This window comes from Ruegeria sp. HKCCA5929, assembly GCF_013034525.1.
In the GTDB taxonomy this organism is placed as follows: domain Bacteria; phylum Pseudomonadota; class Alphaproteobacteria; order Rhodobacterales; family Rhodobacteraceae; genus Ruegeria.
In genome coordinates, this window is record NZ_WQGE01000004.1 from 120,663 (window position 1) to 144,514 (window position 23,852).

Genomic DNA, 23,852 nt, shown 5'->3' on the forward strand with positions numbered 1-23,852 from the left:
CGGTTCCCTCGTCCGCAGGGCGTTTTTTGTGTTCAGAGCATTTCGGCCATCAACTCACGGCCAATCAGCATCCGGCGAATCTCGCTGGTGCCCGCGCCGATCTCCATCAGCTTGGCATCACGGAAGATCCGGCTTACTGGCGCATCGGACAGAAAGCCTGCCCCACCCAGCGCCTGAACCGCCTGATGCGCCTGCGCCATCGCCTGTTCCGAAGCGTAAAGGCAACACGCCGCCGCATCCTGACGCGTCACATCCCCCCGATCACACGCCTTGGCGACCTCGTACACATACGCCCGCGCCGAGTTCATCGCCGTGTACATGTCGGCGATCTTGCCCTGCATCAACTGGAAGCTGCCGATGGGTTTGCCGAACTGTTTGCGCTCGGCCAGATAAGGCATCACCTCATCCAGACAAGCGGCCATGATACCGGTGCCGATACCGGCCAGAACCACACGCTCATAGTCCAGCCCCGACATGAGCACGGCCACGCCTTTACCCTCTTCGCCCAACACACTCTCGAACGGCACCTCGACGTCTTCAAAGATCAGTTCAGCCGTGTTCGACCCGCGCATCCCCAGCTTGTCGAAATGAGGTGAGGTCGAGAACCCTTTCATTTCTTTCTCGACCAGAAAGGCCGTGATCCCCTTTGACCCGGCATCCGGATCTGTCTTGGCGTAAACGACCAGAGTATCTGCGTCCGGCCCGTTGGTGATCCAGTATTTGTTCCCATTCAGACGGTAATGATCGTTCCGTTTTTCCGCCCGCAGCTTCATCGACACCACATCAGACCCGGCCGAAGGTTCAGACATGGCCAACGCGCCCACATGCTCGCCTGAGATCAGTCGCGGAAGATATTTCTGCTTCTGCTCCTCACTACCGTTCAGCTTGATTTGGTTCACGCAGAGGTTTGAATGGGCCCCGTATGACAGGGAAACCGATGCCGAGGCACGCGCGACCTCTTCGACCGCGATGGTGTGCGCCAGATAGGACATACCCGCACCGCCATATTCCTCGGGTACGGTCACACCCAAAAGGCCAAGCTCTCCCATCTCTTTCCACAACTCGTTCGGAAAGGCATTGGTCAGGTCGATCTCAGCCGCCATCGGCTTGACCCGTTCCTGTGCCCAGCGATGCACCATCTCGCGCAGAGCATTCACATCCTCACCCAGATCGAACTTCATCGTGGCCATGAACATCTGCGTCCTCCCTCCGCGTTAATGAACAAGTGTTCAATAAACGATTACCAGCGAATCCGAGCCCGGTCAATCTTTGTGAACCAGCCAAAACGCAAAACGCCGCCCATACGGGCGGCGATGCAAAGGATTGAGCGTGCGCTGCAAGCGCACTCTACATGGTTACGATTGGTAGACCGCGCCCACCTCAGCTCGGATAATGCGCGCAATCAATTGGCAGTCTTCCAATGAAAACGTCAGAGGTACACGCATGTCCATGACACCTGCCAGAACTCGATCACTTTCCGGCATACGCTCACTGTCGAAATAGCGCCAACTATCATACCGTGACGTGAACCCGGTTGGCTCTGCCCCCCCAAACCATTTCAGCTCGACCCCACGCGCCGCGCAACGGCTGATCACGTCGGCGATCCGTTCGGGCAACCAATCCAACAGCAGGAACTGGATCGAAGACCCTACATAGGTTTCCTCCTCGGGCCGCTCAACCATGGTCAGGCCCGGTGTTCCACGCAGCCCGGTCTCGATCTCGCGATAGCGCTCATTCCAACGCTCCACCTGACGGTCCAAATCTCGCAATTGCGGACGCAGGATCGCAGCCCGCAAATTGTCCATGCGACCGGAAACGTTTGGCGTGGTGTATTTGATCCGATCGAACACCTCGGGCCCCGGCGCGGCCAGGTGGCGCTCGTAAAGCATGTAGGACCCTGACAGCATCGTAGCTTTGGCCGCCAATTCTTCGTCATCGGTGACAAGCAAACCGCCCTCACCCGAGTTGACGTGCTTGTACGTCTGACAGGAATAGCAGCCGATTGCGCCCTGCCGCCCCGACAACTGGCCGCGCCAGGCCGCGCCCATCGTATGCGCGCAGTCTTCAATCACGATCACCCCGGCGGCGTCGCACATCTGCATCAGCCGGTCCATATCACACAGATGCCCGCGCATATGACTCAGCATCAGCACGCGCGCCTGCCCCAGCTTGCGCTCAAGGTCGTCCAAATCGATGGTCAGGCTTTCCGTCACGCCCACGAAGATGGCCCGCCCCCCAACCGAAGCAATCGACCCTGGCACCGGGGCCAGCGTGAAGGCGTTGGTCAGCACCGGATCACCGGGCTGAACCCCAACCGCACGAAGGGCGGTGGCCAGCGCATAGCCGCCAGACGACACAGCCAGACAGTATTTTGCCCCCATCTGCGCCGCGAATTCCTGCTCCAGCAGGGCCGTTTCCCCCAATTCACCTGCCGCTACGTTGTAGCGATGCAGACGCCCGTGTCGCAGAACGGCCAAAGCCGCCTCAATCGCGTCCTCGGGAAGCGGTTCCTGCTGGGTGAAATTGCCTGAGAATTTTTCGGTCATGATCTCGTTCTGAGGCTCCGACAAGGTTCGGTCAAGACGTTACGCCGCCGCACCAATCAAGGCAGGCACAAGGGAAGGTAAATCGTCAAAATGATGCAGCAAGGCCTCGGGTTCCAATGCCGCCATGTCATCCCCTGACGGGCCGAAGGTCACGAGGACCGACGGAACACCTGCGGCTTTGGCGGTGTTGCGGTCCGTATCCGAGTCTCCGATCAGCACGCAAAAATCAGGGTCGCCCCCAGCGCGACGTGCAGCCTCACGCAGAGGGGCTGGGTCAGGTTTGCGGACCGGCAAGGTATCTGCCCCAACCAATGAGGCAAAACGGTCCCGCACCCCCATGCGGGTCAGCAACAATTCAGCCAAATGCTCGGGTTTGTTCGTGCATATGCCAACACCGTATCCAGCGTTGCTAAGCATCTCGACCGCCTGCAACGCTCCGGGATAGAAACTGGTGTGGTTGTCTATGTCCTGCGCATAGGCTTCAAGCAGCACCGGGTAATAGGTGTGGACCGTGTCCTCATCAAAGGCACCGACGCGTTTTAGCCCATGGGTCAACATCATGCGCCCACCGCGCAACGCGATACCAGAATCCTGCCCCTGGACCAGCACGTCACCATGCCCCATTTCGCGAAAACAATGGTTCGCTGCGGCCAGCAAATCGCCTGACGTATCCGCCAATGTGCCGTCCAAATCGAATATGACGGTGCGCATATCGCCTCCTTATTCGGCAGGTTTTCGCCGTGCCCTGTTTCAATCGGCAATCTTGTTTGATGGCCGAACGGCTTGCGCCTTTGACCTCAGCGGATAAAACGGTCGGCACCAAAACACAAAGAGAAAACGATTTCATGAGCATTGCCCTTGTCATCCTTGCCGCCGGAAAAGGCACCAGGATGAATTCGGATATTCCCAAAGTCCTGCATCCCATCGCCCAAGTGCCGATGCTTGTTCACGCGATGCGCGCCGGGTCCGTGCTGTCGCCCGAGCGAACAGTGATTGTCACCGGCCACGGGTCCGAAGCTGTGGCAAAGGTTGCGCAAGGCGAAGACGAAGCCGCGCAGATTGCCGTTCAGGAAGAACAACAAGGCACCGCTCACGCAGTTGCTCAGGCGCGGCAAGCGCTGGAAGGGTTTGAGGGCGATGTTGTGGTTCTTTACGGCGACACCCCGTTTCTACAACCGGACACGCTGGAACGGATGATCGAGGCGCGGTCGCGGAACGATCTGGTCATTCTCGGGTTCGAAGCTGCCGACCCCGCACGTTATGGTCGGTTGGTGATGAAGGGCGACAGCCTGGAACGCATTGTCGAATTTAAAGACGCCACTGATGAAGAACGGGCGCTAACCTTTTGTAACTCGGGACTTCTCGCCTGTGACGCGCAGCTGTTGTTTTCACTGATCGATGATGTCAGCAACGACAACGCTTCGGGTGAATACTACCTGACTGACGTTGTAGAAATCGCGCGCAAACGTGAGTTGAACGTGACCGCCGTCGCCTGTGACGAGGCACAAACGCTGGGTGTGAATTCGCGCGCGGATCTGGCCGCGGCGGATGCGGTGTACCAAGCCCGCGCACGTGCTGAGCTTTTGGATATGGGTGTCACCTTGATGGCCCCTGAAACAGTGTATCTGGCCGCTGACACTGTAATCGGGCGCGATACAGTGATCGAACCCAATGTGGTGTTTGGTCCCGGTGTCACGGTTGAAAGCGGTGCGACGATCCGGGCGTTTTCGCATCTGGAAGGGTGCCATGTCAGCCGTGGCGCTATCATCGGACCTTATGCCCGTTTGCGCCCCGGCGCCGAGTTGGCGGAAAACACGCGGGTTGGAAACTTCGTCGAAATCAAGAATGCTGAAATTGCCGAAGGCGCGAAGGTCAACCACCTGAGCTACATCGGCGATGCATCGGTGGGGGCTGCGACAAATATCGGCGCTGGTACGATCACCTGCAACTATGACGGCGTGATGAAGCACAAGACCACCATTGGTGAGAACGTCTTTATTGGATCGAACACAATGTTGGTGGCCCCTGTGACCGTGGGTGATGGCGCGATGACCGCAACGGGCACCGTCGTGACCAAGAATGTGGATCCTGATGCGCTGGCCGTCGCCCGCGCCAAGCAGGAAAACAAGCCCGGATATGCGCGTAAATTGTTTGATATGTTGAAGGCGAAGAAGGCTCGCCGCGATAAAGAGGCCTGAGGTTATGTGTGGAATTGTAGGTGTTCTGGGGCAGCACGAGGCGGCCCCTATTCTGGTAGAGGCTTTGAAACGGCTGGAATATCGCGGCTATGACAGCGCCGGGATCGCAACAGTCAATGATGGCGCGTTGGGTCGACGGCGCGCGGTCGGTAAGCTGGTTAACCTCAGCGATCTGCTGGTGCATGACCCGTTGCCCGGCAAATCCGGCATCGGCCACACCCGCTGGGCCACTCATGGCGCGCCTTCGGTCAACAATGCGCATCCGCACAAGGCGGGGCCTGTGGCCGTGGTGCATAATGGCATCGTTGAAAACTATCGCGAGTTACGGGCCGAACTGGCGGAACATGGCGTCGATTTCCAGACCGAGACCGATACGGAAACCGTAGCCCTGATGACCGAGCATCACCTCAACGCGGGCCTGTCGCCGGTTGAAGCCGCGTTCAAGACTATCGACCAGTTGGAAGGGGCGTTTGCACTGGCCTTTCTGTTCGACGGTGAAGACGACCTGATTGTGGCCGCCCGCAAGGGATCACCGCTGGCCATTGGCCATGGCGATGGTGAGATGTATGTCGGATCTGACGCCATCGCGCTGGCACCGTTGACCAATCAGATCACGTATCTTGAGGAGGGCGACCGTGCGGTTCTGACCCGCACTTCGCTGGAAATCCGTACCGAAACTGGCGAGTTGGCCAACCGCGAAAAGCGCAAGATCAAGCTGGATCATACACGCGCGGACAAGGGCGAACACAAGCACTTCATGGCCAAAGAAATTGCCGAACAGCCCATCGTTGTGGCCGAGGCAATCCGATCCTACCTGCCCACCAGCGGAGACCGGGTGGTGTTGCCCGATACAGATCTGGATTTCAGCAAGCTGGACCGCCTGACCATGGTAGCCTGTGGCACTGCTTTTTATGCCTGCTTGACTGCCAAATACTGGTTCGAGCAACTGGCCAAGATGCCGGTTGAGGTCGATATCGCCAGCGAGTTCCGCTATCGCGAACCTCCGATCACCGACCGAACTCTGGCGCTGTTTGTCAGTCAGTCGGGCGAAACCGCTGACACGCTGGCCGCATTGCGTTATTGCGAAGGCAAGGCCGAGAAGATCGTTTCAGTTGTGAACGTCCCGGAAAGCTCGATTGCGCGCGAAAGCGATATCGCTCTGCCGATCCATGCCGGTGTCGAGATTGGTGTGGCCTCGACTAAGGCCTTCACCTGCCAGTTGAGCGTGCTGTTGATGCTGGCTTTGAAGGCCGCTGCTGACCGGGGAACGATGACAGACGAAGAAATTGCCGATCACGCTGCGGCGCTCCGCGGATTGCCAACCGTTCTGAACGCGGCGCTGGACCAGAACCGGGCGATCCGCAAAGCCGCCCAGCGCTTGTCCGAAGCACGTGACGTTCTGTTTCTGGGCCGTGGCCTGATGTATCCGCTGGCTCTGGAAGGTGCGTTGAAACTGAAGGAAATCAGCTACATCCACGCCGAAGGTTACGCGTCGGGAGAGCTGAAGCACGGCCCTATCGCCCTGATCGACAAACACATGCCTGTGGTTGTGATGGCCCCTCGGGATACTGTGTTCGACAAGACCGTTTCGAACATGCAGGAAGTCATGGCGCGCAAAGGTAAAGTGATCCTTGTGTCGGATGATGACGGTATCGCCGAAGCCGGGGATGAGGTTTGGAGCAAGATCCGCATGCCCCATGTCCATCACAATCTGACACCGATCCTTTATTCCGTTCCTGCACAGCTGCTGGCCTATCACACTGCCGTCGCCAAGGGCACTGATGTGGATCAGCCCCGCAATCTGGCAAAATCAGTAACGGTAGAGTGAACCATGGCCAAACAATTCCCTCAGCTCGAAGATGCGCACCGGAAATTCATCGAAGATCAGCATATGTTCTTCGTCGGCACCGCCGGAGCTGAGGGACAGGTCAATATTTCCCCGAAAGGGATGGACTCGTTGCGGGTATTGGGGCCCAACCGCATCGTCTGGATGAACCTTACCGGCAGTGGCAACGAAACAGCAGGCCACCTGATGCAAGTTAACCGTATGACGCTGATGTGGTGTTCGTTCAGCACCCGGCCCCTGATCCTGCGCACCTATGGAACGGCGCGTACCCTGCATGTCGGGGATGAAGGTTGGGACGAACTGGCTAACCTTTTCCCACATCATCGCAGCGCGCGGCAAATCTATGACCAGTCCATAGAAATAGTTCAGACTTCGTGTGGCTATGCCGTTCCATTCATGGAGTTCCAGTCCGACCGCGATACAATGCAGAAATGGGTCGACGGAAAATCCGACAACGATATCCGCGCCTACTGGGCAGAGAAAAACGGGCAGACAATTGACGGCAAGCCTACCGGCGTTCCGGTCTGATCTGATGTCCACCGAATTCCTCGATCAAATCAAAGCCCATGCCGACGCTGAGCGTGCGGATCAAATGGCCAGCTACCACAAGGTGGATCGCGTCTATCTTGGTGTCGCGAACCCCGTTTTGAACGACCTGAGCAAAGCATGGCGAAAAGAACTGGACGTCGCCGCGCGTGTCGAAGTGGCAAACGGACTGTGGCAGACCAACATTCACGAAGCTCGCGTTTTAGCGGCCAAGTTGCTGACGCAGGCGCGCATCCGGCCAGATGACGCGGTTTGGGACCTTTTACAAAGCTGGTTACCTGATTTCGATGCCTGGGCTATTGCCGACCACGCCAGCACGGCAATGCAAAAGCGGCTTTCAGCTAACCCTGATCGACTGGACGAAGTTGAACAGTGGACCCGATCCGATCATATGTGGACCCGCCGCGCCGCGCTGGTTGCAACTCTGCCCTGGACAAAACAGAACCACCCCAAGCCGGAAGACCTGCAGCGCCGCGACCGTATCCTCAGCTGGGCCGTCGGATATGTCCCGGATCGCGACTGGTTTATTCAAAAGTCCATAGCTTGGTGGCTGCGTGAGCTGTCCAAACATGACCCAGATCGCGTGATTGCATTTCTGGAAGAACACGGCGACGCGATGAAGCCTTTCGCCCGCCGTGAAGCCGGCAAGTATCTGAAAGATCAGTTGGCGTAGACCTCGACCTCGACCAGTTCATCCAGCGGCACCAGCAAGGCTCGCATGGCGTCCAGCGACAACCGGCTGCCACCGCTGGCAGGGCCAGGGATCGGAACCAGAGTGATATAGGCTTGTGCCCCGGTTCTTGGCACAACTACGCGCGCCGTTACCTCGCTTTCGACCAAGGGTGTCTGCATCCAACGTCCCGGCGTGGTCGGGTCTCCCAGCCCGGCAATAGTGGTTCTGGCCCCAGCCCAACTGGGGCGCGCTGAAACTGGTTCCGGCTCCAGAATCTCTTCGGAAACAGCGGTCGCGGTCTCCACGTCCGCAACGGTTTGCGCAGGTGCGTCGCTTCGCCCAAATACGCGGTCGGTCGTGGACCGGACTGTATCGCAACCGGCGGCCAACACACACAGAATTACAAGTGCTTTCTTCATGCCCAAATCCTACAGCCCTGCGCGCATCTGTACCAGCGCAAAGCACAGTTCACCCTTGTCGAGACCCGGTTCCGGCTTTACCTATTACGCCATGACAGCTCCGCTTATCGACCCGTTTGCCCGCGCCATCACATATCTCCGCGTTTCCGTCACGGACCGCTGCGATTTTCGCTGCGTGTATTGCATGTCCGAGAACATGACCTTTCTGCCCAAGAAAGACCTGCTAACGCTGGAAGAGCTGGATCGAATGTGCTCGACCTTTGTGAAGATGGGTGTGGAGAAGTTGCGCATCACGGGCGGAGAGCCCTTGGTCCGCCGCAACATCATGACTTTCTTCAACGCCATGACCCGTCACTTGGACAGCGGCGCGCTGAAAGAACTCACGCTGACCACAAACGGTTCGCAATTGCATCGCTTCTCAGAGGACCTCTATGCCGCAGGTGTGCGGCGGGTGAATGTTTCGCTGGATACGTTGGACGATGACAAATTCGCCAAAGTCACGCGCTGGGGGCGCTTGAAACAAGTCCTGAACGGCATCGACGCCGCGCAAAAAGCAGGCTTGCGGATCAAAATCAACGCGGTAGCGTTGAAAGGGTTCAACGAACCCGAACTGCCCAAAATCACCGAGTGGTGTGCCGAACGCGACATGGACCTGACCTGGATCGAAGTCATGCCCATGGGCGACATCGGCAACGAAGACCGACTGGATCAATATTGGTCGCTTAAGGACGTTCGCAAAGAATACGAAAACCACTATTCCGTTACCGACTTGGCCGAACGCACCGGTGGCCCGGCCCGCTATGTTCGCCTAGAGGAAACAGGCCAAAAGATCGGGTTCATCACACCGCTGTCTCATAACTTTTGCGAAAGCTGCAACCGCGTACGCCTGACTTGTACCGGCGAGCTGTATATGTGTTTGGGCCAGGAAGATATGGCTGATCTGCGCGCACCACTACGCGATCACCCCGAAAGCGAAGCGCCACTAGAGGACGCAATCCGGGCCGCGATCAACCTCAAGCCAAAGGGTCACGACTTCGACTATTCCCGTCAGGCCGTCGATGGCCAGATGAGCCGTCACATGAGCCATACAGGCGGCTGACATGCCCGGCGCAGACGACCGCCCGACGCTGCTGTACAGACTGTACTGCGGCTTTACTGCTCTTTTGCAGCCCCTGGCATGGCGAACCGTGCGCAACAAGCTGCGCGCAGCTGATGTACCCGAGAACCGCGAGAGGGAGCGGCTTGGCCACGCCAGCCTGCCCCGTCCATCTGGGCGTCTGATCTGGTTTCATGCCGCCAGCGTCGGCGAAAGCCTGTCGGTCCTCAGCCTGATTAAACGGTTGGCTGACCGTCTGCCGGATGCCGAGTTCCTGATCACTTCAGGTACGCCCACCTCTGCCGCATTGATCGCCAAACGCATGCCGCCCCGAACACGGCATCAATACCCACCGCTGGATACCGCAGGCCCTGTAACTCGCTTTCTCTCTCATTGGCGGCCCGATGCGGGCATCTTCGTCGAAAGCGAAATATGGCCCCGCCTGATCGTGGAAAGCCGTCGGCAGAACATCCCGCTGGCACTTCTAAACGCCCGCCTGTCTGAAAAATCTGTCAGAGGCTGGAAAAAACGCCCGGACACCGCGCGTTTCATTTTATCTAAATTCCGCCTGTTTCTGACCCAGAATGACAAAACCGCAGCCAGCCTGATCGACATCGGTGCAACACCAAGCCGCGTACAGCGGGGCACCAATCTAAAGGCAATGTCCGATCCCCTGCCGGTGGATCAAGCGACATTGCAGGGCATCCAAACGCAGATCGCAGACCGCCCGGTCTGGATTGCAAGCTCAACCCATGCGGGCGAGGAAGAAACCGTTCTGACCGCGCACAAGACACTGCTTGAACGCTGGCCGAACTTGCTCTTGCTGTTGATCCCACGCCACCCAGAGCGCCGAGACGACATTGCAGCGCTGATCAAAGTTGCTGATATGCCTGCATCTTTCCGATCCAGGGGCGAACTGATCAGAGAAAACACCCAAATTTACGTCGCTGATACACTGGGAGAAACCGGAACCTGGTACGCCTTGTGCCCGATTGTATTCCTCGGCGGCTCACTGAAAGAAATCGGGGGCCACAATCCTTTTGAGCCTGCTCAAGCCGGGGCTGCGGTGATCACGGGTCCGGGGTACTTTAACTTTGCCGAGACCTTTGCCCCGCTGATTAAATCCGGCGGCGCAATTGAGGTTCAAACCGCGGCTGAACTCTCCCAAATCGTGGCGCATTGGTTGTCAGACCAGAGCGCCCTGCAATCTGCACAAAAAGCCGCGCAATCTTGCGTACACACGCAGTCAGATGCCCTTGAATCCGTCATCGACACCCTCTGTGCAGAGCTTGATCTGCACTAAAAGGATCCTTCTTCATCTGGCTGAAAATACCTCGGGGGTGTGGGGGCAGAGCCCCCACCTAGTACCTCAGGCTGCTGGCATCCGTTGTTCGACAATCTCTGCCCACCAGCTACAACCGGCCGGGATGGCCTCGTCGTTGAAATTGTATTCCGGGTGATGAACCATGGCTGTGTCGCCGTTACCCACAAGGATATAAGCACCTGGACGTTCTTCCAGCATGAACGCGAAATCCTCGCCGCCCATCACCAACGGGGCCTCTTCACAATCCCCGGATACTGACTTTGCCACATCCGCTGCAAACGCGGTCTGCTCGTCGCTGTTCACCATTACCGGATAGCCACGGATATAGGTCACGTCCGCGGTGCCTCCGAACGTTGTTGCCACGCCCGCGCAAATCTCATTGATCCGCTTTTCAGCCAGATCGCGCATATCCTTGCTCATGGTACGCACGGTCCCTTTAATCTGCACAGTTTGCGGGATCACGTTGAAAGCCTTTGATGAGGTTTCAAAAGACGTCACCGACACAACGACCTGATCAATCGGATCCGCATTTCGGGACGCAATAGTTTGCAAAGCCAAAACCGCCTGCGCCGTCATCACGGTCGTGTCCACCGTCTCTTGCGGTTTGGCTGCGTGCCCGCCGCGACCTTCAAAGGTGATGTCGAACTGATCAGTAGCTGCAAAAAAAGAGCCAGGACGAATGGCAAAGCTGCCAACCGGTTTACCCGGCCAGTTGTGCATTCCATAGACTTCCTGGATGTTCCAGCGGTCCATCATGCCGTCTTCACACATTTCACGGCCACCACCGCCGCCTTCTTCGGCGGGTTGGAAAATCACCACCACAGTGCCATCGAAATTGCGTGTTTCCGAAAGGTATTTTGCTGCACCCAACAGCATCGCTGTGTGACCGTCATGGCCGCAAGCATGCATGGCGCCCGGTGTTTTCGAGGCATATTCCAGCCCTGTCGCCTCATGAATCGGCAGCGCATCCATATCTGCGCGCAGACCAATCACCTTGCCCCTGCTGTCCGACTTGCCCTTGATCACACCCACGACACCGGTGCGTCCGATGCCGGTGACAACCTCATCACAACCGAACTCTTTGAGTTTCTCGGCCACAACTGCGCTGGTACGGTGGGTTTCAAACAGGATTTCCGGGTTTTCGTGCAGATCCCGTCGCCAAGCGGTGATCTCATTCTGTAATTCGGCAAATCGGTTTTTAACTGGCATTTCTTCTCTCTCCTAATTCAAGCCGCCGGCATCCGGCGCTCGACCATTTCCGCAAACCACGAGCACCCGATCGGGATGATCTCGTCGTTGAAGTTGTATTCCGGGTGGTGCAACCCGGCGCTGTCTCCATTGCCCAGAACAATGAAGGCTCCGGGCCGTTCTTCCAGCATGAACGAGAAATCCTCGCCCCCCATCACCATCGAAGCCTCGACACAACTGCCACCAACAGAAACAGCGGCCTCTTCGGCATAACCTGTCTGTTCTTCAGCATTGATCGTCACCGGTACACCGCGCGTGTAATTGACGTTCACCGAACCACCGAACGTCGCGGCGATCCCTTCGGCGACCTCTTTGAGGCGTTTCTCAATCAAGTCGCGCATCTCGTTCGAATGCGTGCGCACCGTACCGCGTATCTGCGCCGATTGCGGGATCACGTTGAATGCGTTGGACGACGTCTCGACCGACGTCACAGACAGGACACCCTGCTGAATTGGGTCTGCGTTGCGTGACACAATGGTCTGCAAAGCCACGATCAATTGCGACATCATCACCGTCGTATCCACAGTCTCATGCGGTTTCGCCGCGTGACCGCCCCGCCCTTCCAGCTGAATCGAGAACTCATCCGCTGCCGCAAGCAACGGCCCCGACCGGATCGCAAATTGTCCGGTGGGCAAACCCGGAACATTATGCATGGCATAGACTTCCTGAATGCCGAACCGGTCCATCAAACCATCTTTGCACATGGCTTCTGCGCCATTGCCGCCTTCTTCGGCGGGTTGGAAAATCACCACAGCGGCTCCGTCGAAATTGCGGGTTTCAGACAGGTATTTCGCTGCGCCCAAAACCATGGCCGTATGCCCGTCATGACCGCAGGCATGCATCGCGTTTTCTGTTTTCGAGGCATAGTCCAACCCGGTTTGTTCCTGCATCGGCAGCGCATCCATGTCCGCGCGCAGCCCGATCACGCGGCCCTGCGTGTCGCTTTTGCCGCGAATGACCCCGACTACACCGGTCCGACCAATGCCAGTGACAACCTCATCACAGCCGAACTCCTTCAGCTTTTCGGCAACCAGTGCGCTGGTGCGGTGGGTGTCATACAGAATTTCCGGATGTTGGTGAATGTCACGCCGCCAACCTGTGATTTCATCGTGCATCTCTGCAAGGCGGTTTTTAATCGGCATGTCATTCTCCCTGATTTATGCGACGGGCAATCGTCGTTCCACAAGCTCGGCAAACCAACTGCAGCCGGCGGGAATGGCGTCGTCATCAAAATTATATTCGGGGTGATGGCACATGGCCGTGTCCCCGTTCCCGATAAAGATGTAGGCTCCGGGCCGTTCTTCAAGCATATAGGCAAAATCTTCGGACGGCATGATCGGGTCCGTGCTGTCGTTGACCTTACCCGAGACAGCTTGGGCTGCCTCGGCTGCGTACGTTGTTTCGGCATCCGAGTTCACGGTCACAGGGTAACCAGGCTCCCAAACTACCTCTGCCGTGGCTCCAAAGGCCGACGCCGTATCCTCGGCAATCCGGCGCACCCGCTCTTCCGCGATTGCGCGGTATTCAGGATCCAGCGTCCGAACTGTTCCCTGTAAACGCACGATGTGCGCAATCACATTTGACGCCACACTGTCCGTTTCGAAAGTTCCAACTGTCAAGACAACACGCTTGATCGGGTCAACCGTGCGCGACACCACGGATTGCAACGCAACAACGATATGCGAGGCAACCAGCGTCGTGTCCACCGCATCATGCGGCGCGGCGGCGTGCCCGCCCTTGCCGGTGACGGTAATTTTGAACTCATCAGATGAAGCCAGCAGCGCACCCGGTCGAATGGCAAACTCACCCACAGGAAGACCGGGCATGTTGTGCATGCCATAAACTTCCTGAATGCCCCAGCGTTCCATCAACCCGTCCTGACACATGGCCAGTCCACCTGCGCCACCTTCTTCGGCTGGCTGAAAGATTAGAACCACGGTGCCGTCGAAATTGCGTGTCTCGGCCAGATATTGCGCTGCCCCCAACAGCATCGAGGTGTGACCGTCATGACCGCAGGCGTGCATCTTACCTGAAACGGTTGAGGCATAGTCCAGCCCCGTTGCCTCTTCAATCGGCAGCGCATCCATATCTGCCCGCAGGCCAATGACACGCCCCTGCGTATCCGTGCGCCCTTTGATCACTCCAACAACACCAGTTTTGCCAATCCCCGGAGTAATCTCGTCTACGCCAAATTCTTTCAGACGGTCTGCAACAAATGCTGCGGTTTCGTGAACGTCATACATAAGCTCAGGATGTGCATGTAGATAACGGCGCCACTTGGTAATCTCGCCATGCATTTCCGCAAGTCTGTTTTTTACCGGCATCTCAAAACCTCCCCTTCGGCTGCGATTACCGCTTTACGTCGGATCAGGTGCCCAGCTTTTCAACCAAGCGCTGCATGAACTTTTGCCCAGCTTCGAACTGCGCGACCGAGATGAACTCATTCGGCTGATGGGCTTGTGCAATATCGCCGGGGCCGCAAATCACCGCCGAATAACCAGCTTCCTGAAACTGACCTGCCTCGGTTCCATAGCTGACTACATGGCTGGCATTGTCGCCCGTCAACGCGCGCACCAGAGTTTCCGCTTCACCATCCTGTTCTGGGACAAGGCCAGGGATAGAAAAGTTTTCGGAAAGTTCGATACGGGCCTCGGGGTGCACTTGCTGCATACGGGCCTCAATCGCGCGGACCTGCTGAAAATAAGCATCCTGCCATTGCGCCTTGGATTCATCCGGCACGGTTCGGAAATCCATCATGAACTTACAGTCCTTGGCGGTGATATTGTGTGCTGTGCCACCTTCAATCATGCCAACATGGCAGGTCGTCCATGGCGGATCGAACACGGCGGCAACCGGGCTGGGGTCCGCCGCCATATTTGCTGCGTTCTGCTGGTTCGCCCAATTGATCAGAGGCGCCGCCTCCATGATCGCGTTGACGCCTGTGTGCATGATCGAGCTATGAACTTCGAATCCCGTGATGTGGGTATCAAAGCCAAAACCACCTTTGTGCCCTGTCACGGCCTGCATCATGGATGGTTCACCCACGATCACGGCGGATCCTTTGGGCAGAACTTCCTGCATCGCCTGGATCATAGGCGGCGCACCAGTGCAGCCCACCTCTTCATCAAAGCTGAGCGCAAGCTGCAATGGCCGTTTGACCCCGGCGTGATGCGCTTCGACAAGGGCCCAAATGGCCAAAGCATCGAAGCCCTTCATGTCGCACGTGCCCCGCCCAAAATACTTGCCGTCTTTCTCGGTCACGGTGAAGGGATCCGTATCCCACGGCTGACCATCCACCGGCACGACGTCAGTGTGACCAGACAGAACCACTGCGCCTTCTTCCAATGGACCAACATGCGCAAAGATCGCAGCCTTGTGCGGTTGATCCGGGTCGGGCCATCGATGCGGTTTAATCCCGTGACCTATCAAATACTCCTCAACCCAATCCACCATTGGCAGATTGGTTTCGCGGCTTACGGTCGGGAAAGAGATCAGCTTGGTCATGATCTCAAGCGGCGTCAGGCGATTTGCCATTGGTATTAGTATCCGCTGTCCGTCGTCAGGATGAAGTGACCCGGCTCAACCTCTTGATATTGCGAAGGTTCCGGCGTGTGGCCCACAGGATGAATCGGAGACGGAATCGGCTTGAAGTTCAGGTCTTTTTCGGACTTCCGCTTGTTGGGGTCCGCGATCGGAACCGCCTTCATCAGCGCCTGCGTATAGGCATGCTGGGGGTTTTCGAAGACCCGGGCGCGTGGGCCAAGCTCGACTATGCGACCCAGATACATGACCCCAACATAATGGCTGACCCGTTCAACCACTGCCATATCGTGGCTGATGAACAGATAGGACAGGCCCAACTCGGATTGCAGCTCCATCATCAGGTTCAGCACCTGCGCCTGCACCGACACGTCGAGGGCGGAAACGGCTTCATCCGCAATGATCAGTTTGGGGTTCAAGGCAAGTGCGCGGGCAATGGCGATCCGCTGACGCTGACCACCTGACATTTCATGCGGGAAACGGCGCATGAAACTGCGGGGCAGCTGCACCTTGTCGAACAGCTGTGCGACGCGGTCTTGCAGCTCTGATCCAGTCGCAACCCCATAGTTGCGCATCGGTTCAGCCACCTGATCCACCAACTGCATTTGCGGGTTCAGCGACGCGAAGGGATCCTGAAAAATCATCTGCATGTCCAGCCGCGCCTTGCGCAGGCCGGACGGATCCAGCTTCATGACGTCGACGCCGTCCAGATTTACCTCACCCGCCATGGGCTCGACCAGCCGCAGGATCGAGCGTCCGGCCGAGGATTTGCCGCACCCGGATTCACCCACCAGGCTGAGGGTCTGGCCCTTGTTCAGCGTGAATGAGACGTCTTCAACTGCATGGACGTTCGAAATCGTGCGCCGCAACAACCCGCCTTTGACCGGAAAGCGTGTTGTTAGATTCTTGACGGTCAGCAGAACCTCTTCGGTGCCGGGGATGGGGGCAATATTCTGCCCCTCTACCCCCAACAGCTTCATGGGCTCGGGTGCGGATTTACCCCGCATCTCACCCAGTTTTGGCACCGCGGCCAGAAGGGCCTTGGTATAGTCGTGCTGCGGGTTCTCGAAGATTTCCTTGACGGTACCCTCTTCGACCTTGTTGCCGCGGAACATAACCACCACTCGGTCGGCCATCTGGGCGACGACAGCCATGTCGTGGGTGATGAACATCACTGCTGTGCCGGTTTCCCGCTTGAGACGGTCCATCAGGGCCAAAATCTCGGCCTGAATGGTCACGTCCAAAGCCGTGGTGGGTTCATCCGCGATCAACAGGCGCGGTTCGCACGCCATGGCCATCGCGATGACCACACGCTGGCGCATCCCACCGGACAGCTCGTGCGGGTATTGCTTAAGGCGGCGTTCGGGTTCCGGAATGCGAACCTGACGCAGCAGTTCCAATGCCCTTTCTTCAGCCTGCGCTTTCGACATGTCCTTGTGGATGCGCAGCCCTTCGGTCAACTGGCGGCCGACAGTAAACACCGGGTTCAGGGCGGTCATCGGCTCCTGAAAGATCATCCCGATCTCGTTTCCGCGAATCTGTTTCATCAGATCCTGATCGGCATTGGACAGGTCCATCTCTTCGCCATCGCGGCGATCAAACAGCAGTTCGCCGCCCGCAATCTCGCCCCCGCCGAACTCGACCAACCGCATCAGAGACAGCGATGACACCGACTTTCCAGAGCCCGATTCACCAACGATACAAACGGTTTCGCCCGGATTGACCTCGAACGAGACGTCTTCGACGCCGACGACAGGGCCGTCCTTGGTCTGAAATTCCACCCGCAGTTTTTTGATTTGTGCAATAGGCTGATCCAGCACGCGCACGCTCCCCTGACGTTGTCATTTTTGTTCTGAGTGCCGAACGCTACGGCGGGCTACCGGGAAAAGTCAAACGCATTACACATTTTCGCGACGGCACCACTTGCATTTTTTGCAAGTTCTGTTTCGATACCCCTCGTAACTGCTTTGGGGAGAGCGCGCGCTGAAAAACGTTAGCGCTATTATCTTTATCGATCAAAACCTTGCCCCAAAGCGGCAACGCCAAGTCCGCAGGCCATGCGGAAATAATCGAGACACAAACGTGTCCAATTCGGGAGTAAATTATGAAAATTAAAACCCTTTTGCTTGGTGCGATTGCAAGCACGGCAATGGCTCCGATGGCCTTTGCCGAGCGGGGATCGGACGGCAACGTCAGTATCATTTATTGGCAAGCTCCGTCGATCCTGAACCCGTTCCTGTCGGGTGGTACGAAAGATGTGGAATCAGCCTCGTTGGTGATCGAACCGCTGGCGCGCTATGACCAAGACGGCAACATGGTTCCTTTCCTGGCCTCTGAAATCCCGACTGTTGAAAACGGTGGTGTCAGCGAAGACCTGACCTCGATCACGTGGAAAATCGCACCTGGAATCACTTGGTCGGATGGCACGCCATTTACTTCGGCAGACGTGAAATTCACTGCTGACTACTGCATGCACCCCGAAGGCGGCTGCGCACAGGTTACAAAATTCGAAGGTGTAACTTCGGTTGAGGCGGTGGACGACCTGACTGTTAAGGTCACTTTCGATGCGCCCACCCCGTTCCCGTACGGACCCTTTGTTGGTGGCGAGAGCCCGATTATTCAAGCGGCTCAGTTCGCAGATTGTGTGGGTGCAAAAGCGCCTGAGTGCACCGATCAGAACTTCAACCCGATCGGAACCGGCCCGTTTGTCGTCACCGAGTTCAAACCGAACGACGTGATCACCTTCAAAGCCAATGACAACTATCGTGATCCGGCCAAACCGGCCTTTGCGACCGTAACCTTCAAAGGTGGCGGCGACGCAACTGCGGCGGGTCGTGCCGTAATGGAGACAGGCGAGTTTGACTATGCCTGGAACCTACAGCTGGCGCCTGAAGTGATTGCTCAGATGCAGGAAGGCGGCAAAGGTACTCCGGTTGCAGGCTTTGGTCCGCTGGTCGAACGCATCATGCTGAACCAGACCAACCCGTCACCGGACCTGCCGGAAGGCGAGCGTTCGACGGCCAAACATCCGCACCCGTTCCTGCAAGACCCTGCGGTCTACAAGGCCCTGTCCATGGCAATCGACCGCCCGCTGCTGGTTGAGATCGGCTATGGCCAGGCGGGTAAAGTGACCTGTAACTGGGTTCCGGCTCCTGCTGCGTTCAACTCGACTTCAATGACTTGCGACACGCAGGATATCGAAGGCGCGAAGAAACTGCTGGATGACGCTGGCATCGTTGACTCCGATGGCGACGGCGTTCGCGAAAAAGACGGTGTTCCGCTGAAGATTGTCTATCAGACATCGACCAACGCCGTTCGTCAGGACTTCCAGGCGCTGATCAAAGAATGGTGGAGCCAGATCGGTGTTGAAACCGAACTGCGCAACATCAACGCGTCGGTCTTCTTTGGTGGTGACCCGGGTTCGCCTGACACCTTCCAGAAGTTCTATGCAGACGTTGAAATGTACGCCAACACCTTCAACGGCACTGACCCGCAGTCTTACCTGGGCAACGGCCTGTGCGACAAAGCACCGAAGCCGGAAAGCCAGTGGCAGGGTGAAAACATCAGCCGCTTCTGCAACGAAGAGTTTGACAAGCTGCATGGTCAGCTGGCCGAAACCGCGGGTCTGGAAGCCCGCGCTGAGATTGCGAAGCAGCTGAACGACATCATGGTTCAGAACGGCGGCATGATCCCGCTGGTCCACCGTGGTCGTCTGTCGGCGCACGCAAACACGCTGGGTGGCGTTGTCCTGAACGTTTGGGACAGCGAGCTGTGGAACATTGCGGACTGGTACCGCAAGACCGGTTCCTAAGCATTAGTCTTGCAAAGCCGCGCCCCGACCCGTATCGGGGCGCGGTCATTTGCAGACCACTCCAACAAAAAGACGCATCAACAAAGGCGCCTTTGAATGCTCAACTTTACAATCAGACGACTGGTGCTGGCCGTACCCACGCTGCTGTTCATCAGCCTCGTCATTTTCCTGCTGCTCGAGCTTGCCCCCGGCGACCCGATGGCGCAGGTCCCGCTTACCGTCCCGCCCGAAGTCAAAGAGAAGATGCGCGAAGCGCTTGGCCTTGGCCAACCGATGCATATCCGGTTCTGGAAATGGATCGTGCAATTTTTCTGGATCGAACCGCAGGTTCTTATCGACCACATGTTTGGCACCACCTTTTCCGAAGGTGACCTGCGTGTTATTTCGTGGCAGACCCGCTCGCCCGTTATGGACATCGTCGTTCAGCGTATCCCGCAGACTCTGTGGGTTGTCGGCACCGCCTATGTGGTCGCCATCCTGATCGCCCTGCCCATCGGCATCTATTCCGCTTATCGCCAGTATTCGTGGTTCGATCAGATGGGCACCTTCGTATCGATGGTTGGCTTTTCGGTGCCGCCCTTCTTCTCGGGCGTTCTGGTGATCGTGATCTTCTCGGTCCAACTGGGTTGGTTCCCGTCGATCTATGACACCACCCATGTGGTCAACAGCTGGGACAGCTTTGTTGTACAGCTGAAACAGATGATCATGCCGGTCATGGTTCTGGCCTTGCAAATCACGGCACAGCTTTCACGCTTCATGCGCGCCTCGATGCTGGACAACCTCAATCAGGATTACGTCCGCACCGCCCGCGCCAAAGGGCTTAGCGAATACACCGTGGTTATGGTTCACGTCCTGCGCAACTCGATGATCCCCGTGGTCACCGTAATTGCACTGGGTATCCCGGCCATCTTCGGCGGCGCTATCATCACCGAGCAGGTGTTTAAGGTGAATGGTATCGGCCAGTTGCTGATCGGTGCAATTCAGGCCAACGATCTGCCGATGGTGCAAACACTGACCTTCATCTTCGCCGTGCTGATCGTGCTGTTCAACCTGATCGCCGATGTTCTGTACGGCATTCTGGACCCGAGGATTCGCTATGACTGATACCGACAAATCAGACACGCTGATCCCGGATGAAGGACTGGCACCTGCTTCCACCGCGTTGCCAACCGCTGACGTGATGGAGGAACTGACCACCCCACCCCGCAGCCAATGGCGCGATGTGTGGGATCAGTTCAAAACCCACAAGGGCGCGATGATCGGTGCAATCCTGTTCATCTTCATTGTGGCTGGCGTCTACTTGGGGCCGTTCCTATGGAGCATTGATCCAACGCAGATCGACATCCGTTCGCGCAATCAGGGGCCAAGCTGGGCACATCCGTTTGGAACCGACCAGTTGGGCCGGGACATTCTGGCACGCATGATGTCGGGCGGGCAGACCTCGGTTTCGGTGGGCATCACGGCAATGCTTCTGGCACTGTTCTTGGGGTCGTTTATCGGTGTCTTGGCCGGGTTCTTTAAACGGCTTGACGGACCGCTTATGCGCCTGACGGACCTGTTCCTGGCCCTGCCCCTGCTGCCCCTGCTGTTGGTCATGATGCTTCTGTTCCGCGAGCCTTTATCGGCTGCCTTTGGGTTAGAGCGCGGCATCTTCATCCTGATTGTCTGCGCCATCGGCATCACCTCGTGGATGCCAACCGCCCGGATCGTGCGGGGCGACGTGCTGGCCATCAAGGAACGTGAATTCGTTCTGGCGGCGCGCTCTATCGGCACCAGCAACAGTCAGATCATTACACGGCATATCCTGCCCAACGTGCTTTCGCCGATCATGGTGTCCGCGACGCTGGGGATTGCCACGGCGATCATCACCGAAAGCGCACTGTCCTTCCTTGGTCTGGGCTTCCCGCCTGATTTCCCGACCTGGGGTCGCCTGCTGTTCGACGGTGTCGACTACTTGCAGCAATACCCTGAACGCGTGTTCTGGCCCGGTCTGGCAATCTCGTTGACCGTGCTCAGCGTGAATTACCTGGGCGACGGTCTGCGCGACGCGCTGGATCCGCGAATTCGCGGACGTTAAGCAAATTCAGTCGGCGCGCCTTAGCGCGCCGGCCAATACAATGATCAGGACCGCCAACGGCAACAACACCGAGAATGCCAGACGCAGGCCAAACAATTCCGCTAAAAAGCCGATCAATGGCGGCCCGATCAACAGCCCCCCATATCCCAAAGTTGCAACACTGGCGATGGCCTGCCCCGGCGGCACATCCGGGTCACTTGCAGCCCGACTGAACGCCAGCGGCATAATCACGGCATAGCCCACACCCATCAGGGCAAAACCAGCCAAAGCGGGCAGAGGATCCGTCGCTGACACAACGGCAAACACGCCAAGAGCAGCGCAAAGCCCGCCAAAGCGCGCTGTGGCAACCGGGCCGAAACGTGCAATGACAAAAGCACCGGCAAGGCGAAACGCTACCATTGTCACGGAAAAGACGGCATATCCCAGCGCCGCAACGCTTTCAGTTGCGTCCGTGATGTCACGCAAATAGATCGCGCTCCAATCCGCGACGGCACCTTCGCCCAGTGCCCCGCACAATGCCGTAAACCCTACCAACACCAATATACCGGATGGCAATGCAAAAACGGATCCCTGCCCGCGATCCGAACGTTTTGAAGTCCAGAGCACCCAGGACAAGACCAGCGCAAGCCCAACGACGACGCCCCCTGCCAGCAAGAAGTGCATAAGCACATTCAGCCCCATCTGAACAGCAGCGTATCCGCTCAGTGCGCCAAGACCCGCACCCAGGCTCCACATCGCGTGGAATGAAGACATGACAGGCTTGTCATATGCCTGTTCGACCTCTGCCGCCCAGGCATTCATCGCCACGTCCATGGAGCCATGGAAAGCACCAAAGATGAACAGAAAGACCGCCAGCCCCCAAAATCCCCCGGCAATGGCCAGCAGGATCAGCGACAGGGTGTAGAGCACCGCAATGACGCGGGTGATAGCAACAGCGCCGAACCGATCCGTAAGCCGCCCGGTGATGGGAAAAGAACATACAGCACCAGCCGCCATGAACAGCAACCCGTAGCCCAGGTCTTCATGAGACAGGCCCAACCGGTCGCGCACGGCAGGGATGCGCGAGGCCCATATCCCGAACAAAGCACCATTCAGAATGAACATGGCGGCAACAGCCCGCCATGCTGCACCTAAAGAAATCACAAAAAACCCTCGCGTCGCTCGCCAAACGTCCCCCGTTCTACAGGTCCAGCCGAATTTGGCAATTGCCGCTCAACCAAGCCGCTTGCGGATCCGACGGATTGCGAACCATACTCCGGCCACAACGGGAACTGTAACCGCTGCCGTCAACATACCTTTGCTAATGCCCGAAGCCGTCAGCGGATACAGAAGATAGCTCACCAATGAAACCGCGTAGTAGCTGATGGCAACAACGGACAGCCCTTCGACAGTATGCTGCAGCCGCAAGGCCAGGTCCGCCCGACGGTCCATGCTTTCCAACAACGCCTGGTTCTGCGCACTGCGTTCCACATCTACCCTGGTTCGCAGCAACTCGCCCGCGCGGATAGCCCTGTCAGACAAAGCCTGAAGACGGCGTTCAGTGGACTTAACTGTCCGGATCGCAGGGTCATAGCGCCGCATCATGAAATCGGCAAAGTTCTGACCGCCCTGAAACCGCTCTTCCCGCAACACTTCAATCCGTTGATTGACGATAGCTTCATAGGCACCCGTTGCCCCGAACCGGAACGAGCACCGGGCTGACAGAGTTTCAAGTTCAATCGACGTCGACAGCAGATCCTGCAAAAGCGAGTCGGGCTGCGCCGAGTTGTCGGTCATCTGTCCCATCAACCGGGTTAACTGCCCATCCAACTCTCCGATACGCGGCATCAACTGCTTAACGCGCGCAAAACCCAACATGGACATCGCCTTATAGGTTTCAATTTCGCACAAGCGCTGGACAATTCGCCCCGTTCGGCGGCGACCTGTTCCTTCGGCCACGAACAAAGCAAACCGCATATGGCCTGCCGGATCGATGCGAAAATCGCTGGCGCATACGGCGGCATCATCCAACACCCTGGCCACGGCCAGGCTTTCAGGCTCGAACCAGTCCAGCAATTTGGACTTAATCGCGTCGTCACTTTCGCGCTCTACGACACGAACCATCACAGATGTGACCCTTTGGCCCGGACTGGCCATCAACCAATCAAGAGGAAAAACTTCGAAATCGGCCGGGTTGAACGCACGGTCGCTTACGTTCTGCGCGATTGCCGTGTAGGTGACAAACTCGGTGTGTTGTTCCCATTTTAGCCAATGACGGCCGATCTGACCGGCATAATGCGTGGCATCAGGCTGAGGATGCTGCGCGCCATGGCGATCCAGAAGATTGATCAAATGGGCCAAATCCTGACTACGATCACGCGCAACCGCAGCCTCGGGTTTCTTGATTGCCAAAAAAACCACTGTGCATGGCATGGACGCAACCGGGAATGGTCGTGCATGCAGTTCATTGGCCAGCGCATAGCGAAGGGGGTGGTCGTCAATCGGTGTCATTCAGGGCTCCGCCTCGTCACGCGCACTATACGACACAT

At 57.5% G+C, this 23,852-nt stretch carries 20 protein-coding genes; 9 read left to right on the forward strand and 11 right to left on the reverse strand.

Annotation, left to right across the window (positions count from 1 at the left end):
* Window positions 1-32: 32 nt before the first annotated feature.
* The 3 genes from GOV90_RS11640 to GOV90_RS11650 all read right to left on the reverse strand — a co-directional run bounded on the left by GOV90_RS11640 (window position 33) and on the right by GOV90_RS11650 (window position 3,257).
* On the reverse strand, window positions 33-1,196 hold the full coding sequence (locus tag GOV90_RS11640) for an isovaleryl-CoA dehydrogenase (RefSeq protein WP_171092196.1): 1,164 nt from the start codon (window positions 1,194-1,196) through the stop codon (window positions 33-35).
* 159 nt (window positions 1,197-1,355) lie between these two features.
* Window positions 1,356-2,546 carry a DegT/DnrJ/EryC1/StrS aminotransferase family protein gene (locus tag GOV90_RS11645; protein WP_171092198.1) on the reverse strand — a complete coding sequence of 397 codons (1,191 nt, stop codon included), beginning with the start codon at window positions 2,544-2,546 and terminating at the stop codon, window positions 1,356-1,358.
* A 39-nt stretch (window positions 2,547-2,585) separates the two neighbouring features.
* Window positions 2,586-3,257 (reverse strand): HAD-IA family hydrolase, encoded by a 672-nt coding sequence (locus GOV90_RS11650; RefSeq protein ID WP_171092199.1) that lies wholly within the window; start codon window positions 3,255-3,257, stop codon window positions 2,586-2,588.
* A gap of 134 nt (window positions 3,258-3,391) precedes the next feature.
* Here GOV90_RS11650 and glmU point away from each other — a divergent pair, with 134 nt between their 5' ends.
* The 4 genes from glmU to GOV90_RS11670 are packed head-to-tail and all read left to right on the forward strand — an operon-like array spanning window position 3,392 to window position 7,809.
* Window positions 3,392-4,744, forward strand: a complete 1,353-nt coding sequence (gene glmU, locus GOV90_RS11655) for a bifunctional UDP-N-acetylglucosamine diphosphorylase/glucosamine-1-phosphate N-acetyltransferase GlmU (RefSeq protein WP_171092641.1) — start codon at window positions 3,392-3,394, stop codon at window positions 4,742-4,744.
* Window positions 4,745-4,748: 4 nt separating this feature from the next.
* A complete protein-coding gene (glmS, locus tag GOV90_RS11660) occupies window positions 4,749-6,572 on the forward strand; it encodes a glutamine--fructose-6-phosphate transaminase (isomerizing) (RefSeq protein WP_171092202.1) in 1,824 nt (607 codons plus the stop codon).
* 3 nt (window positions 6,573-6,575) lie between these two features.
* Window positions 6,576-7,118: a pyridoxamine 5'-phosphate oxidase family protein gene (locus GOV90_RS11665; protein WP_171092203.1), complete on the forward strand. Its 543-nt coding sequence runs from the start codon at window positions 6,576-6,578 to the stop codon at window positions 7,116-7,118.
* 4 nt (window positions 7,119-7,122) lie between these two features.
* Complete coding sequence (locus GOV90_RS11670) at window positions 7,123-7,809, forward strand: DNA alkylation repair protein (protein WP_171092205.1); 687 nt, start codon at window positions 7,123-7,125, stop codon at window positions 7,807-7,809.
* Here the strand turns inward: GOV90_RS11670 and GOV90_RS11675 are convergent.
* Complete coding sequence (locus GOV90_RS11675) at window positions 7,797-8,228, reverse strand: hypothetical protein (protein WP_171092207.1); 432 nt, start codon at window positions 8,226-8,228, stop codon at window positions 7,797-7,799. The two genes, GOV90_RS11670 and GOV90_RS11675, sit on opposite strands and share 13 nt — an antisense overlap.
* Window positions 8,229-8,319: 91 nt before the next feature.
* Here GOV90_RS11675 and moaA point away from each other — a divergent pair, with 91 nt between their 5' ends.
* Both moaA and GOV90_RS11685 read left to right on the forward strand, forming a co-directional pair.
* A complete protein-coding gene (gene moaA / locus GOV90_RS11680) occupies window positions 8,320-9,327 on the forward strand; it encodes a GTP 3',8-cyclase MoaA (protein WP_171092643.1) in 1,008 nt (335 codons plus the stop codon).
* A gap of 1 nt (window position 9,328) precedes the next feature.
* Complete coding sequence (locus GOV90_RS11685) at window positions 9,329-10,627, forward strand: 3-deoxy-D-manno-octulosonic acid transferase (protein ID WP_171092209.1); 1,299 nt, start codon at window positions 9,329-9,331, stop codon at window positions 10,625-10,627.
* Between the two features lie 66 nt (window positions 10,628-10,693).
* On the opposite strand, the gene GOV90_RS11690 is transcribed toward GOV90_RS11685, so the two are convergent.
* From GOV90_RS11690 to GOV90_RS11710, 5 genes are read right to left on the reverse strand one after another with little or no spacing between them, the layout of a single operon-like run.
* Window positions 10,694-11,857 carry a M20 aminoacylase family protein gene (locus GOV90_RS11690; RefSeq protein ID WP_171092210.1) on the reverse strand — a complete coding sequence of 388 codons (1,164 nt, stop codon included), beginning with the start codon at window positions 11,855-11,857 and terminating at the stop codon, window positions 10,694-10,696.
* A 17-nt stretch (window positions 11,858-11,874) separates the two neighbouring features.
* Window positions 11,875-13,038, reverse strand: a complete 1,164-nt coding sequence (locus GOV90_RS11695; RefSeq protein ID WP_171092212.1) for a M20 aminoacylase family protein — start codon at window positions 13,036-13,038, stop codon at window positions 11,875-11,877.
* Window positions 13,039-13,053: 15 nt separating this feature from the next.
* Window positions 13,054-14,220: a M20 aminoacylase family protein gene (locus tag GOV90_RS11700; RefSeq protein WP_171092214.1), complete on the reverse strand. Its 1,167-nt coding sequence runs from the start codon at window positions 14,218-14,220 to the stop codon at window positions 13,054-13,056.
* A gap of 43 nt (window positions 14,221-14,263) precedes the next feature.
* A complete protein-coding gene (argE, locus tag GOV90_RS11705) occupies window positions 14,264-15,430 on the reverse strand; it encodes an acetylornithine deacetylase (protein ID WP_171092216.1) in 1,167 nt (388 codons plus the stop codon).
* 5 nt (window positions 15,431-15,435) lie between these two features.
* Window positions 15,436-17,256, reverse strand: coding sequence for an ABC transporter ATP-binding protein (locus tag GOV90_RS11710; protein WP_171092218.1), 1,821 nt, complete (start codon window positions 17,254-17,256; stop codon window positions 15,436-15,438).
* Window positions 17,257-17,540: 284 nt separating this feature from the next.
* On the opposite strand from GOV90_RS11710, the gene GOV90_RS11715 reads away from it, so the two are divergent.
* The 3 genes from GOV90_RS11715 to GOV90_RS11725 all read left to right on the forward strand — a co-directional run bounded on the left by GOV90_RS11715 (window position 17,541) and on the right by GOV90_RS11725 (window position 21,324).
* On the forward strand, window positions 17,541-19,247 hold the full coding sequence (locus tag GOV90_RS11715) for a peptide ABC transporter substrate-binding protein (RefSeq protein ID WP_171092219.1): 1,707 nt from the start codon (window positions 17,541-17,543) through the stop codon (window positions 19,245-19,247).
* Window positions 19,248-19,343: 96 nt separating this feature from the next.
* The gene (locus tag GOV90_RS11720) at window positions 19,344-20,351 is read left to right on the forward strand and encodes an ABC transporter permease (RefSeq protein WP_170375080.1); all 1,008 of its coding nucleotides are present in this window, start codon (window positions 19,344-19,346) and stop codon (window positions 20,349-20,351) included.
* Window positions 20,344-21,324 (forward strand): ABC transporter permease, encoded by a 981-nt coding sequence (locus GOV90_RS11725; protein WP_171092221.1) that lies wholly within the window; start codon window positions 20,344-20,346, stop codon window positions 21,322-21,324. The genes GOV90_RS11720 and GOV90_RS11725 overlap by 8 nt, the downstream gene beginning before the upstream one ends.
* Before the next feature lie 6 nt (window positions 21,325-21,330).
* Here GOV90_RS11725 and GOV90_RS11730 read toward each other — a convergent pair whose 3' ends face one another.
* Both GOV90_RS11730 and GOV90_RS11735 read right to left on the reverse strand, forming a co-directional pair.
* The gene (locus GOV90_RS11730) at window positions 21,331-22,428 is read right to left on the reverse strand and encodes an MFS transporter (protein WP_171092222.1); all 1,098 of its coding nucleotides are present in this window, start codon (window positions 22,426-22,428) and stop codon (window positions 21,331-21,333) included.
* Window positions 22,429-22,536: 108 nt separating this feature from the next.
* On the reverse strand, window positions 22,537-23,814 hold the full coding sequence (locus GOV90_RS11735) for a DUF3422 family protein (protein WP_171092224.1): 1,278 nt from the start codon (window positions 23,812-23,814) through the stop codon (window positions 22,537-22,539).
* Window positions 23,815-23,852 lie beyond the last annotated feature (38 nt).

Excerpts from the sequence above, each read along its gene's own strand:
- GOV90_RS11640 (WP_171092196.1), bottom strand. The coding sequence starts at position 1,196 with ATGTTCATGGCCACGATGAAGTTCGATCTGGGTGAGGATGTGAATGCT.
- GOV90_RS11645 (WP_171092198.1), bottom strand. The coding sequence starts at position 2,546 with ATGACCGAAAAATTCTCAGGCAATTTCACCCAGCAGGAACCGCTTCCC.
- GOV90_RS11650 (WP_171092199.1), bottom strand. The coding sequence starts at position 3,257 with ATGCGCACCGTCATATTCGATTTGGACGGCACATTGGCGGATACGTCA.
- glmU (WP_171092641.1), top strand. The coding sequence starts at position 3,392 with ATGAGCATTGCCCTTGTCATCCTTGCCGCCGGAAAAGGCACCAGGATG.
- glmS (WP_171092202.1), top strand. The coding sequence starts at position 4,749 with ATGTGTGGAATTGTAGGTGTTCTGGGGCAGCACGAGGCGGCCCCTATT.
- GOV90_RS11665 (WP_171092203.1), top strand. The coding sequence starts at position 6,576 with ATGGCCAAACAATTCCCTCAGCTCGAAGATGCGCACCGGAAATTCATC.
- GOV90_RS11670 (WP_171092205.1), top strand. The coding sequence starts at position 7,123 with ATGTCCACCGAATTCCTCGATCAAATCAAAGCCCATGCCGACGCTGAG.
- GOV90_RS11675 (WP_171092207.1), bottom strand. The coding sequence starts at position 8,228 with ATGAAGAAAGCACTTGTAATTCTGTGTGTGTTGGCCGCCGGTTGCGAT.
- moaA (WP_171092643.1), top strand. The coding sequence starts at position 8,320 with ATGACAGCTCCGCTTATCGACCCGTTTGCCCGCGCCATCACATATCTC.
- GOV90_RS11685 (WP_171092209.1), top strand. The coding sequence starts at position 9,329 with ATGCCCGGCGCAGACGACCGCCCGACGCTGCTGTACAGACTGTACTGC.
- GOV90_RS11690 (WP_171092210.1), bottom strand. The coding sequence starts at position 11,857 with ATGCCAGTTAAAAACCGATTTGCCGAATTACAGAATGAGATCACCGCT.
- GOV90_RS11695 (WP_171092212.1), bottom strand. The coding sequence starts at position 13,038 with ATGCCGATTAAAAACCGCCTTGCAGAGATGCACGATGAAATCACAGGT.
- GOV90_RS11700 (WP_171092214.1), bottom strand. The coding sequence starts at position 14,220 with ATGCCGGTAAAAAACAGACTTGCGGAAATGCATGGCGAGATTACCAAG.
- argE (WP_171092216.1), bottom strand. The coding sequence starts at position 15,430 with ATGGCAAATCGCCTGACGCCGCTTGAGATCATGACCAAGCTGATCTCT.
- GOV90_RS11715 (WP_171092219.1), top strand. The coding sequence starts at position 17,541 with ATGAAAATTAAAACCCTTTTGCTTGGTGCGATTGCAAGCACGGCAATG.
- GOV90_RS11720 (WP_170375080.1), top strand. The coding sequence starts at position 19,344 with ATGCTCAACTTTACAATCAGACGACTGGTGCTGGCCGTACCCACGCTG.
- GOV90_RS11725 (WP_171092221.1), top strand. The coding sequence starts at position 20,344 with ATGACTGATACCGACAAATCAGACACGCTGATCCCGGATGAAGGACTG.
- GOV90_RS11730 (WP_171092222.1), bottom strand. The coding sequence starts at position 22,428 with ATGTTCATTCTGAATGGTGCTTTGTTCGGGATATGGGCCTCGCGCATC.
- GOV90_RS11735 (WP_171092224.1), bottom strand. The coding sequence starts at position 23,814 with ATGACACCGATTGACGACCACCCCCTTCGCTATGCGCTGGCCAATGAA.